Below are 12,030 nucleotides of genomic sequence, written 5' to 3'. Positions count from 1 at the left end.
GCTCGGGCCGCGTTCAGACGCTGGTCATCTGCAGCACTGTTGATATGCCTGGTGAACAGCGGCGCTCATCAGGGCCAGCGCAGCCTCGTGCCTCGGCAGCGGCGACGGCGGGCTTGGATCTTGCGGCATGAAAAAGCCCCGCCCGGGGCGACCGGGCGGGGCTTGCGGTATCAACCGATCAGGCCAGGCTTTTGCTCACGACTTCAAACACGTCGCTGGACAGTTCGCCCGAGGCGCGGATGCGCTCCAGTTCGGCTTTCATCAGTGCCTGGCGGGCACTGTCGTATTTTCGCCAGCGGGTCAGCGGCGCCAGCTGGCGCGAGGCGATCTGCGGGTTAAAGGCGTTGAGCTCGATCACCAGGTCCGCCAGGAAGCGGTAGCCGGAGCCATCCGCCGCATGGAAGTTGATCAGGTTCTGCCCGGCGAAAGCACCGATCAGCGCCCGCACCTTGTTCGGGTTCTTGATGTTGAACGCCGGGTGCTGCATCAGCGCCTTGACCCGCGCCAGGCCACCCGGCAGACCGCTGGCGGCCTGGACGCTGAACCATTGATCCATGACCAGCGGGTTGTCCTTGAAGTTCTCGGCGAACAGTTCCAGGGCCCAGGCCTTTTCTTCCTCGTAAGGGGAATTGACCAGCACCGCCAGTGCGGTCAGGCGTTCGGTCATGTTATCGGCGTGCTCGAACTGCTCCTTGGCCGCCGCCGGCACCAGGAACTCCGGCTTGCGGCTGACCATCACGTACGACAGGGCAATGTTCTGCAATGCACGTCGGGCGAAATGTTCCGCCTCGGCCACATAAGGCGTGCGTTTGGACACTTCGCGATTGGTCTGATAACGCTGCCACAAAGGTTCGAACAGCTCATCGGCCAACTGCCGGCGGGCAAATTCGCGGGCGGCGTGGATGGCCTCGACGTCGGCCACTTCGCTGATTTCGGTGAGGTAGGCCTCGCCCGGCAGCGAGAGCATTTCCGCGACCATGGCCTGATCCAGGCTGTCGTCGGTCAATACGCTGCGCAGCGCCGTGACCAGGCGCGGGTCCATCGCCAGGGCTTCGCCCTTCTGCTGCTGAGCGATCAGCTCCTGCAACACCTGCACCGACAATTGCTGGCCGGCGTCCCAACGGTTGAAACCGTCGCTGTCGTGCTGCATGAGGAACATCAACTGGTCGCGGCTGTAGGGGAAGCTCAGCTTCACCGGGGCCGAGAATCCCCGCAGCAGCGACGGCAACGGCTGTTCGGCGATGTCGACGAAGGTAAAAGTCTGCTCGGCCTCGGTCACCGACAACACACGGGACGTGCCCTGGGCGGTGGCTTCACCGACCAGGCGCAGGGCGATGTCGGCACCGGTGCTATCGAGCAGGCCCAGGGCCACGGGAATCACAAACGGCAGTTTCTCGACCTTGTCCGGGGTCGCCGGGCAGCTCTGGCGGAAGGTCAGGCTGTAGGTCTTGGCCGCCGGGTCATAGGCTTCGCTGACGGCCAGGCGTGGTGTGCCGGCCTGGCTGTACCAGCGCTTGAACTGGGTCAGGTCGACGCCGTTGGCATCTTCCATGGCCTTGATGAAGTCGTCGCAGGTCACGGCTTGGCCATCGTGGCGCTCGAAATACAGGTCGCTGCCCTTGCGAAAGCCCTCGGCGCCCACCAAGGTGCGGATCATGCCGACGACTTCCGAGCCCTTCTCGTACACGGTCAGGGTGTAGAAGTTGGAAATCTCGATAAAGCTTTCCGGGCGCACGGCATGGGCCATGGGGCCGCCGTCTTCGGCGAACTGGTGGGTCCGCAGGTACGCCACATCCTGGATGCGCTTGACCGTCGGCGAGTTCATGTCCGAGGAGAACCCGGCATCGCGGAACACGGTAAAACCTTCCTTGAGCGACAGCTGGAACCAGTCGCGGCAGGTCACGCGGTTGCCCGACCAGTTGTGGAAGTATTCGTGGGCGACGATCGCCTCGACCCGCTGGTGCGCAGCGTCGGTCGCGGTTTCGGCGCGGGCCAGCACGGCGCTGGAGTTGAAGATATTGAGGCCCTTGTTCTCCATGGCGCCCATGTTGAAGTCATTGACCGCCACGATCATGAAGATGTCGAGGTCGTACTCGCGACCGTAGGTCTCTTCATCCCAGCGCATGGATTTCTTCAGGCTGTTCATGGCGTGCTGGCACTTGTCGATGTTTTCCGGCTCGACATAAATGCGCAGCGCCACGTTGCGCTGGCTCATGGTGGTGAAGCTGTCTTCGACGCACCACAGGTCACCGGCCACCAGGGCGAACAGGTAGGCCGGCTTCATGAACGGGTCTTCCCAGGTCGCCCAGTGCCGGCCGTCTTCGCCGGGGCCACTGGCAATCGGGTTGCCGTTGGACAGCAGCACCGGGTAGCTGTGCTGCTCGGCCGACACGGTGGTGGTGAACCTGCTCATCACGTCCGGGCGATCGAGGTAATAGGTGATCTTGCGAAAGCCTTCGGCCTCGCACTGGGTGCAGAACATGCCGCTGGATTTGTACAGGCCTTCCAGGGCAGTGTTGGTTTCCGGATGAATGCGCACGCTGGTGTCGACAGTGAAGCGCTCGGCCGTCGGTTGCAGGGTCAGGTGGCTGTCGTCGAGCTGGTAGTCGGCGGCGCTCAGTTCGCGATCGCCCAGGCTGACCGACAGCAACTCCAGCAACTGGCCGTCCAGCACCAGCGGCGGCAGACCGGCGCCGCGTGCCGGGTTGCGCCGCATCACCAGTTGCGCATGGACCAGGCTGTGGTCCTCGAACAACTCGAAGGTCAGGTGCGTCTCGTCGATCAGGTACTCGGGCGCCTGATAGTCCTTCAGGTAAATCATCTTCGGTTGATCGGTGCGCATGGTTCGAATCCTTCTACTGATGCACGGCGAGCTGATAGGCCGTGTATTTACGAATATTGATCACGCCCGTGTCGAAGATCAGGTATTGGCCCTTGATCCCCAGCAACGTGCCTTCGGCAATCGGGTTCTTGTCCAGGTTGAAGCTGACGATCTTGGCCGGGTACTGCTCGACCGGGTAACGGATTTCCAACGGCTGTACATCGCTCAGCGCTTGGATCGCCTGCAGCCCGAAGCGTTCCTGCAAACCTTGCAGGCCCTCGGCGCAGGAGGCGAACAACTGTTCGCGCACGGCCACCAGGTCGACGGCGGGTGCGTCGCCCTTGAGCAGGGCGCGCCAGTTGGTCTTGTCGGCCACCTGGCTGCGCAGCAGGTCTTCGACGAAGCCCGATTGCTGGCGGGTGGCTACGCGCATGATCGGCAGCGCCTGGCTCGCGCCCTGGTCCAGCCAGCGGGTCGGCAGCTGGGTGGCGCGGGTGATGCCGACCTTGACCCCCGAGGAGTTGGCCAGATAGACCACGTGGTCGGTCATGCAGAATTGCTCGCCCCAGGACGGATCGCGGCAGGTGCCGGCGTCGTAGTGGCAACGCTCCGGGCTCATGATGCACAGGTCGCACTGGGCCAGCTGGGTCATGCACGGGTAGCAGTAACCCTGGCTGAAACTGGTCTTGGTCTTGCGTCCGCAATGGGAGCAGTGGATCGCCCCGAGGAACTCCAGGCGGACCTGGGTGCCTATCATCGGGTTGACCGGCACCTCCTGCTCGCCCAGGCGAAAGGCGTATTGAACGTTCGGCCCGTCAAGGCGCGCCGACATCTTGCTGATTGCACCGCGGCCAATCTCAATCAATGGATGGCATCCGACTTGAACAGGATGTTCGGCACCGGCGCCGACTTCGAGGAGCATTCCTGCGGCCCCATGTAGCCGGTGCGCTCTTCCTCGGGCAGGTTCTGCATTTCCCAGGCGATGACCGCCTGCAACGACAGTTCACGCTGCTCGGCGGTGAGCTTGCGGCCGTCGGACCATTTGCCGATTTCCACCGCGAGCTTGAGGCTCTGGTAGATCTCCGGGGTGATGTTTTCGATCATTTCTACAAAAGAGGACATGCAACGGTCTCCAGCATTAAAGGGCCAGTTTACGGCGGCCATACAAGCCACCCAACAAACCTGTGAGGCATCCGACGAGCAACCCGCCGACGTGGGCGGCATTGGCGATTTCCCCGAAACCGATCATCGAGACCAGCCCGGACAGACACAGCAGCAACCACACCAGCATCATCACCAGCACGCCGCGCGGCAGGCGATAGATCGGGTTGGGCGCCAGCAATTGATAGATCCAGCAATGCCCGAGCAGGCCGTACAGGACCCCGGACAGGCCGCCGAACAGGGTCGGGCCGCTGAAATAGTATTGGGCGAAGTTCGACACCAGGCTGAACAGCAGGGTCAGGCCCAGCAGGTTGATGCTGCCCTGGCGCAACTCGATGCGCCGCCCCAGCTCCCAGTACCACATGCCGTTCATGGCGATGTGCAGGAAACCGAAGTGGATCAGCATCGGCGTCACCAGACGCCACCACTGCCCCGCTGCCAGGCTGTCGGCCAGAGGCGTGAACTGGATGTAGTCGCCGGTGACGCGAAACTCGAGAAAGGTCAGCCAGCGCAGGGTGTCCAGGTTGTCGCCCAACAGGGTCACCGCGCACACGATCAGGCTCGCCAGCAGCACCAGGGCGGTCATCGGGCTGCGGCGCAACTGTTCCTTGAAGCCCGGGCGCGCGCCAGCGGTCGGCACTTGCGGCAGGTCCAGCTGCTGCTCGGGGTCGCCGCCGGGAAAGCGCTCGTACAACGCACGCACATCAGCACTGATCGAATCTGGCACCCACAGCACCTGCTCGCCCGCCTCTTCGCTGACCCGGTGCGGCACCTGCATACGCTGAAGCAAGGTGACAAAACCACTCAAATCCACCGCCAGCGGCAGACGCAATACTGCAACAGCACTCATCCCAGAGCCTCCGGCCGCTCAACATCGACCCAGACGAATTTATGTGGATCCAGGCGGGTTTCCTGGTCCAGGCGATAGGCCACCAGCTTGCCGTAGAGCACGGCACTGTAGTCCAGGCACGCCAGGTTGGCGCGCAACGGCGCCGGTTTGCCGCTGCGCCAGTAGTGGCCGACGAACAGCAACGGCTCGTCGCTGGCGTAGCGCAACAGGTTGCTTTTTTCACTGGAGGACAGCGGCATGCAGGCCACCGGCTCCGGCAGCGCATCGGGCTGGAACACGATGTCGCCGTAGGTCTGCGGGTCGTCTTCCCAGAACTTGGTGCGAAAGAACGAACGGGTCAGGCCATCGCCGCTGGTCATGGTCTGGCCATGGGGCAGGCGCATGTCGGTGCCACGCAGCAGGCGGTCGAAGGCCAGGCTGGCGAAGCTGTCGGGGAGCGCCGAGGCCTGGAGGAACACCTCGTCGATGCAGCCGTTGGGGTACTGCGCGCGCAGGGGCGCAATCAGCCCCGCATCCCAGCAGGCGTGCACCACGCGAAAACGCCCGGCATCGACGAACAGCGGCAGCTTGTAAAACCAGCCGAGGAAGTCATGCCAGTCGCCGGGGTGCTGCTCGAACTGGTTCAGGGTCTCGCTGAGCAGGCGCGCGTGGCGCGGCGTGTGCTCGCGCACGAACTGCTTGCCGCTGCCCGCAGGCGCCGGGGTGCTCCAGCCCAGGGCGTTGAATTCATGGTTGCCCATGATGCACAACGCCTGGCCGGCCTCGACCATGTCGTGGACGATATGCAGCGCTTCGCGGATTCGCGGGCCGCGGTCGATGATGTCGCCGAGGAACACCGCCATGCGTGACGGGTGCCGCCAGACGCCACCCTGCCTGTGGTAACCGAGCCGGTCGAGCAAGTGCTCAAGGGTCAGGGCGCACCCGTGCACGTCGCCGATCAGGTCGTAACTTCGCGCGGGATCGAGCATCAGTCGCCTCCACCACCCAGCCGGCTGCCCCAGCCGAGTTTGGTCCGGCAAACCTCGTAGTAGTTGTGGTCCAGCGGATGGATAAGGCGCAGCTTCTGCGCCTTCTTGCTGACCGTGACGGTGTCGCCGGGCGCACAGGTAAAGTGGTTCTGCCCGTCACAGGAGACTTGCGGATAGATCTGCATATCTTTGGACACGACGATTTTCAGCTCACTGTTGCCATCGACCACAATTGGCCGGCCTGACAAGGTATGGGGGTACATCGGCACAATCACAATGGCATCGAGCTTGGGATGCATGATCGGCCCGCCGGCCGACAGCGCATAGGCCGTGGAACCGGTCGGCGTGGCGACGATCAGGCCGTCGGCCTTCTGGCTGCAGACGAACTGGCCATCGATGTAGATTTCGAATTCGATCATCCGCGTCGACTTGCCCGGGTGCAGCACCACGTCATTCAGCGCGTCGCCCTGACCGATGGCCTCGGCGTGACGGCGGACTTCGGCCTGAAGCAGGAAGCGGTTTTCCACCAGGTAGTGGCCGTCCAGCACCTCGGCGACCTTGATCTCCAACTCGTCCGGGCGAATATCGGTCAAAAAGCCCAGGCTGCCGCGGTTGATCCCCAGCACCGGCGTGTTGTGCCGGGCCAGGGCGCGGGCGGCGCCAAGCAGGCTGCCGTCGCCGCCGACCACGATCACCATGTCGCAGACTTCACCGAGCATTTTGCGCGACGAGGTCTGCAGGCCGTGGCCTGGCAGCACGTCGGCGATGGTGTCCTCGAGGATCACGTGCAGGTGGCGTTCGAGCAGAAACCTTTTCAGTCGGCGAACTGTGTCAAGCACCTGCGAACTGCCCAGGCGACCGATAATGCCGATATTGCGAAATTGCTCCATGGGGCTCCTGCAGGGTTCTGGGGCGGGCAAAAGAGGGATTATGGGCGAAAGCCGGCCATAGACAAAATCCTTTCAGCCACCCTCCGAGGAGCTATGCTCGCAGAATGATCCTGTTTCCCGGCTTGCTCGACCTCCCCCGCCAGTTGCGCCACCCCGCGGTGCGCGACCTGGCCTGGGTCATCCTCGCCCCGCCCATGCTCGAACACACGCCCTGGCCCCAGCGTCATCCACTGGCCGGCAGCGACTGGGTGCAGGCGCCCGAACTGCTGGCCCACTGGCTGCGCCAACTCGACCAGGACCACCGCGCCCTGGAACATTGGCTGGCCCTGGCCACCACCCGGCGCCTGGGCCTGTACTACGAACGCTTGTGGCAATTCGCGGTGCGCCATGCCCCGGGGGTCGAGCTGCTCGCGGCCAACCTGCCGATCCGCCGTGCCGGGCACACCCTGGGCGAGCTGGACATGCTGCTGCGCGACCGCGACGGCGTGCATCACCTGGAACTGGCGATCAAGCTGTACCTCGGGCCGCAGGCCGGCAACGGCGAAGACAGCGCCCAGTGGCTGGGCCCGGGCTGCCATGACCGCCTGGACCGCAAGCTGGCCCATTTGTGCGAACACCAGTTGCCGATTTCAGCCCGCCCGGAAAGCCTCGATGTACTGACCGCCCTGGACATCACCCATTTCAGCGCCCACCTGTGGCTGGGCGGCTACCTGCTCTACCCCTGGCCCGGCCATGCCCATCCGCCGCTGGGCGCCCACCCCCGGCACCTGAACGGGCGCTGGCTGCACCAACATGACTGGCCGGCATTCCTGGCCCAGAGCCCACCCGGGCGCTGGCAACCCTTGCCGCGCCATGCCTGGCTGGCGCCGGCCCATTACCCCGACGAGCAGACCTGGAGCCCGGCCCAGCTCGAACACTGGCTGGCCGAGCTCGACCCCCATGCTCCGGCGCAATTGCTGGTGCGCCTGACGCAGAAAGCCCCGGCCCATTGGGAAGAAGCCGAGCGCCTGTTCCTGGTGGCCGACCTGTGGCCAAACGTGCCGGGGCAGGCTTGAGCGGCGGCCACCCGTCCATTGATCACCCCCTCTGGCCCACGCCCGCCCCAGGCTGAGTGGGGCTTAACGCCCGCCTCAGGTCATTCGTCCATATTTATGCTGCAGCAGCAAACGACCGCGAAACCCTGTACTAGGATACGAGGGCTGCACTCACTATCGTGCTCGATCAAGGGGTCAGGACATCCTCTTAAAACTCATGGTTATAAAGGCAATGACGCCGCCACCTGGACTCATGGATGAACCAATGAACTCACAACTGCTGTTCCCCCACATTGGCAAGGTCATCGCCAGCACCGGCAGCCGCAACTTCCCCCGCATGCTGCATGCCCTGATATTGACTCAGCTGGCGGTGGACGCGACCCACATCCGGCGCCTGCCGCTGGCCTCTGAAGCGCCTTCCCACGGCCGCAACGCCAGCGCCGCCAATGACGCCCGCGACACCTGCGAGCCCGGGTGGCTGGCCGCGACGGTGTACGACCGACGCAGCCACCAGCCCCTCTGCGACAGTTTCGCCGCAGCGGCGCACCGCGAGGCCGCGCCTGCCCGGCCCGGGGTGGCCAGTGCACAGATGCACCTGAGCAGTCACCGCGACGCCTACCGCTACGTGATCTCGGTGTACCGCTGCGCCCATGCGCCGAACTTTTCCGCCCAGGAACGCATCATCCTCCAGGATTTCTCGTCACTGCTGCTGCCCATGGTGGAAACCCATATCAGCGCCCTGCAACCCGTCAGCAGCACCTGCCAGGCGGGCCCGGTAACGACGACCACGGTCCAGGGCCTGGAAAACCTGCGCCAGCGCTTTGCCGAACGCCTGGAGCAATCGGGCCTGAGCCTGTCGAACCGGGAAACGGAAGTCTGCATCGGCCTGCTCGCCGGGCGTACCGCGCCGGAGTTGGCGGAACAGTTCAGGCTCAAGGTCAACACCGTGGAAAGCTACCTCAAGCGCGCCTCGATCAAGATGGGCATCAGTGGCCGCAATTCGCTGCTGCGCTGGATGTACTCCGGCGATGAGGCCACGGCCCCCTGCGCCGCTCGCGGCCTGGCCTAGGATCAGGCCGGGCCGCTTCGGCTCAATCCCGCGCCAGGGCCTCGATGGGGTCCAGGCGCGCGGCATTGCGGGCCGGCACAAAGCCGAAGACGATGCCGATCAGCGTGGAACAGGCAAACGCGGTGACGATCGAGCCCAGGGAAAACACCATCTGCCATTCCTTGACCAACAGTGAAAACAGGTAGCCGATGGCGAACGACAGACCGATGCCGATCGCCCCGCCTATCAGGCAGACCATCACCGCCTCCACCAGGAACTGCTGGCGAATGTCCGACTGCCGCGCCCCCACCGCCATGCGAATGCCGATTTCCCGGGTCCGTTCGGTCACCGACACCAGCATGATGTTCATCACCCCGATGCCGCCCACCAGCAGCGAAATCAAGGCAATCAGCGACAGCAGCAAGGCCAGGGAGCGGCTGGTCTTGTCCACGGTCTTCATGATGCTGTCCAGGTTGTTGGTGAAGAAGTCCTTGGTGCCGTGACGCTGCAACATGACCTGAGTCACGTTGTCCTCCACTACTTTGCTCGGCTGGCCGTCCTTGATCCGCACGCTGATGCTGTCCAGGTGGCGCTGGCCCAGCAGGCGTCCGGCGGCGGTTTCATAGGGCACCCAGACGCTCAGGGTGTTGGCCGCGGAGAAGATGTTCTTGGTCGCCGCCGTCACCCCGATCACCGTGCACGGCAGCGAACCCACCAGGATCACCTGACCCAGGGGGTCGACCCCGGCGCCGAACAGGCGACTGCGGGTGTTGTCGTCGATCACCACCACCTGGGCCTGGCGCCGCGCATCGCTTTCGCTGAAGGCGATGCCGGCCTGCATCTTCAGGCCACGCACCTGGAAATAGCGGTCGCTGACGCCATTGACCGTGGCGTTGACATCCACATTGCGATAGCGCAGCAGCAGGTTGCGCCCCACCACCGGGGTCGCGCTGTCGACGTAATACAACTGGTTGAGGGCCGTCGCATCGGCCGGCATCAGGGTTTCGATGGCAGCGGCGCGGCTGTCGCCGAAACTGGCCCCGGGAAACACATCGATGGTGTTGCTGCCGATGGCCTGGATGTCCTTGAGCACATAGCGCTTGGCGCCTTCACCGATGGCGACGATGGAGACCACCGAGGTGATGCCGATGATGATCCCGAGCATGGTCAGCAAGGTCCGCATGCGGTGCGACACCAGCGCCACCCAGGCCATGCCGAAGGCTTCCTTGAACAGGCCGAGGCTGGCCACCAGGCGCCGGGTGCCCGCCGGCTTGCGGCGCAGTGCCGGTACTTCCGGCAGCTCCGGCCCGGGGCGCGGGTGCCTGCAATCGCTGATGATCTCGCCATCGCGGACCTCGATGATGCGCTCGGCGTTGGCCGCCACCTTGGGGTCATGGGTGACGATGATCACCGTGTGCCCGGCGGCATGCAGCTCCAGCAGGATGTTCATCACCTCCTTGCCGCTGGTGGTATCGAGGGCACCGGTGGGTTCGTCGGCCAGGATGACCTCGCCGCCGTTCATCAGGGCCCGGGCAATACTCACCCGCTGTTGCTGGCCGCCGGACAGCTGGTTCGGGCGATGCAGCAAATGCCCCGACAGGCCCAGGCGCCCGAGCAACTCGGTGGCCCGCTGATGACGCTGGCTCTCCGGGGTGCCGGCGTAGATCGCCGGCATCTCGACGTTGTGCAGGGCGCTCAGGTGCGGCAGCAGGTGGTAGCGCTGGAAGATAAAGCCGAAGTAGTCACGCCGCAGTTCGGCCAGCTCCTGGTTGTCCAGGTCGCGGGTTTCCCGGCCGTTGACCTGGTAGCTGCCGGCCGTGGCGTAGTCCAGGCAGCCGAGGATGTTCATCAGGGTCGACTTGCCCGAGCCCGAGGCGCCGGTAATGGCCACCATTTCCCCGGCGTTGATGGTCAGGTCGATGTTCTTCAGGGCGACAAAGGCTTTTTCACCGGCCACGAAACTGCGGGTGATGCCCTTGAGCTGCAACAGTGGCTGGCTCATGTCAGGCCCCCGCCACAGCGGATACCGGATCGCCGATCACCACCTTGTCACCTTCGACCAGCCCGTCCCTGATCTGCACCTTGACGTTGTTGTTGATCCCGGTCTGCACGTTGCGTTGCTGGGCATGGCCCTTGGCGTCCAGCACCCGTACCGGAAAGCTGCCATCGGCGTTGCGCGGGCCCAGGGCCGCCACCGGCACCATCAGCACCGCCTGGGCAGTGTCGAGCACGATGCGCACCTGGGCGGTCATCGCAATGCGCAGGCGGTGGTCGGGGTTAGGCACGTCGAACAGTGCGTTGTAGAACACCGCGCTGCTCTGCTTCGCGGTGCCCGCGGCCTGGGTGTCGAGGAAGTTCTGCGGCGCCGGTTCCGTGCCGCGCAGCTCGCCGTAGTAACGCCGATCTTCACCGAGGATGGTGAAGTAGACCTTTTGCCCCGGGGTGATGTGGATCACATCGGCTTCCGAGACCTGGGCCTTGACCGTCATGGTGTCCAGGTCCGCCAGTTTGAGCAGGACCGGCGCCAGTTGCTGGGCGATCACGGTCTGGCCTTCCTGGGTGACGATGCCCACCACGTCGCCGTCGATGGGCGCGACGATCCGGGTATAGGCCAGGTTGACCCGGGCCGTGTCGATCTGGATATGCGCACTCTTGATCTGCGCGTCCAGCGACAGCAGGTTGGCGCGCTGGACCTCGTAGTTGGACTCGGCGGTCTCGAAGTCCTGGCGCGAGATCGAGGCGTCGGCCTGCAAGTCTTTGTAGCGCTCGTAGATCGACTTGGTCTGCTTGAGCTGGGCCGCCGTGGCCCGACGCTGGGCTTGCAGGTTCTCCTCGTCGACCAGGGCCTGGCGCAGGGTGTTCTGCAACACCAGCGGGTCGATTTCTGCCAGCCACTGGCCCTTTTTCACCTTGTCCCCGAGCTTGACCTTGAGCGACTTCAACTGCCCGGAGACCTGGGCCCCGACATCCACCTGCTTGATGCCTTCGAGCAACCCGGTGGCCAGCACCGCGTTTTCAATATCCCCGCGCTCGACCTTGGCCACCAGGTACTGCGGCGGTTCGGCCGGCGCCTGCACGGTGTAGAACACCAACCCGGCCGCCACCACCAGCGCCAGTCCCAGGCCCACGTTACGCAACTTCGACTTTTCCATAGATGACCACAAATGCGTTGAGGGCAGATCCGGCCGTAGCCGGGGCCTTGTCCAAGGGGGCGACCCTGCGTGCCGCCCCCGATCAATCAACCGGCTCCGCGCCGGT

General features: G+C 64.5%; 10 protein-coding genes. 2 read left to right on the top strand and 8 right to left on the bottom strand.

Features of this window, described 5'->3' with window-relative positions:
• Positions 1-178: 178 nt before the first annotated feature.
• The 6 genes from pepN to JFU57_RS21805 are packed head-to-tail and all read right to left on the bottom strand — an operon-like array spanning position 179 to position 6,690.
• Positions 179-2,842: an aminopeptidase N gene (gene pepN, locus JFU57_RS21830; protein WP_201130744.1), complete on the bottom strand. Its 2,664-nt coding sequence runs from the start codon at positions 2,840-2,842 to the stop codon at positions 179-181.
• Between the two features lie 13 nt (positions 2,843-2,855).
• Positions 2,856-3,686: a DUF2797 domain-containing protein gene (locus tag JFU57_RS21825; protein ID WP_201130743.1), complete on the bottom strand. Its 831-nt coding sequence runs from the start codon at positions 3,684-3,686 to the stop codon at positions 2,856-2,858.
• Positions 3,683-3,943, bottom strand: a complete 261-nt coding sequence (locus JFU57_RS21820) for a YeaC family protein (protein WP_020296079.1) — start codon at positions 3,941-3,943, stop codon at positions 3,683-3,685. Before JFU57_RS21820 ends, JFU57_RS21825 begins: the two co-directional genes overlap by 4 nt.
• 16 nt (positions 3,944-3,959) lie before the next feature.
• Complete coding sequence (locus JFU57_RS21815; protein WP_078473743.1) at positions 3,960-4,832, bottom strand: rhomboid family intramembrane serine protease; 873 nt, start codon at positions 4,830-4,832, stop codon at positions 3,960-3,962.
• Positions 4,829-5,803 (bottom strand): metallophosphoesterase, encoded by a 975-nt coding sequence (locus JFU57_RS21810; RefSeq protein WP_178103002.1) that lies wholly within the window; start codon positions 5,801-5,803, stop codon positions 4,829-4,831. The genes JFU57_RS21815 and JFU57_RS21810 overlap by 4 nt, the downstream gene beginning before the upstream one ends.
• A complete protein-coding gene (locus tag JFU57_RS21805; RefSeq protein ID WP_020296082.1) occupies positions 5,800-6,690 on the bottom strand; it encodes an NAD(+) kinase in 891 nt (296 codons plus the stop codon). The genes JFU57_RS21810 and JFU57_RS21805 overlap by 4 nt, the downstream gene beginning before the upstream one ends.
• A gap of 104 nt (positions 6,691-6,794) precedes the next feature.
• Between JFU57_RS21805 and JFU57_RS21800 the strand changes: the two genes are divergently transcribed.
• Together JFU57_RS21800 and JFU57_RS21795 are read left to right on the top strand one after the other, a co-directional pair.
• The gene (locus tag JFU57_RS21800) at positions 6,795-7,745 is read left to right on the top strand and encodes a DUF1853 family protein (protein WP_201130742.1); all 951 of its coding nucleotides are present in this window, start codon (positions 6,795-6,797) and stop codon (positions 7,743-7,745) included.
• A 244-nt stretch (positions 7,746-7,989) separates the two neighbouring features.
• A complete protein-coding gene (locus JFU57_RS21795) occupies positions 7,990-8,793 on the top strand; it encodes a helix-turn-helix transcriptional regulator (RefSeq protein ID WP_201130741.1) in 804 nt (267 codons plus the stop codon).
• A gap of 22 nt (positions 8,794-8,815) precedes the next feature.
• Here the strand turns inward: JFU57_RS21795 and JFU57_RS21790 are convergent, their stop codons facing one another.
• Together JFU57_RS21790 and macA are read right to left on the bottom strand one after the other, a co-directional pair.
• Positions 8,816-10,774 carry a MacB family efflux pump subunit gene (locus JFU57_RS21790; protein WP_201130740.1) on the bottom strand — a complete coding sequence of 653 codons (1,959 nt, stop codon included), beginning with the start codon at positions 10,772-10,774 and terminating at the stop codon, positions 8,816-8,818.
• Position 10,775: 1 nt separating this feature from the next.
• Positions 10,776-11,924: a macrolide transporter subunit MacA gene (macA, locus tag JFU57_RS21785; RefSeq protein WP_201130739.1), complete on the bottom strand. Its 1,149-nt coding sequence runs from the start codon at positions 11,922-11,924 to the stop codon at positions 10,776-10,778.
• Positions 11,925-12,030 lie beyond the last annotated feature (106 nt).

The organism is Pseudomonas sp. TH07 (genome assembly GCF_016651285.1).
In the GTDB taxonomy this organism is placed as follows: Bacteria; Pseudomonadota; Gammaproteobacteria; order Pseudomonadales; family Pseudomonadaceae; genus Aquipseudomonas.
This window is presented reverse-complemented; position numbering and strand designations above follow the sequence as displayed.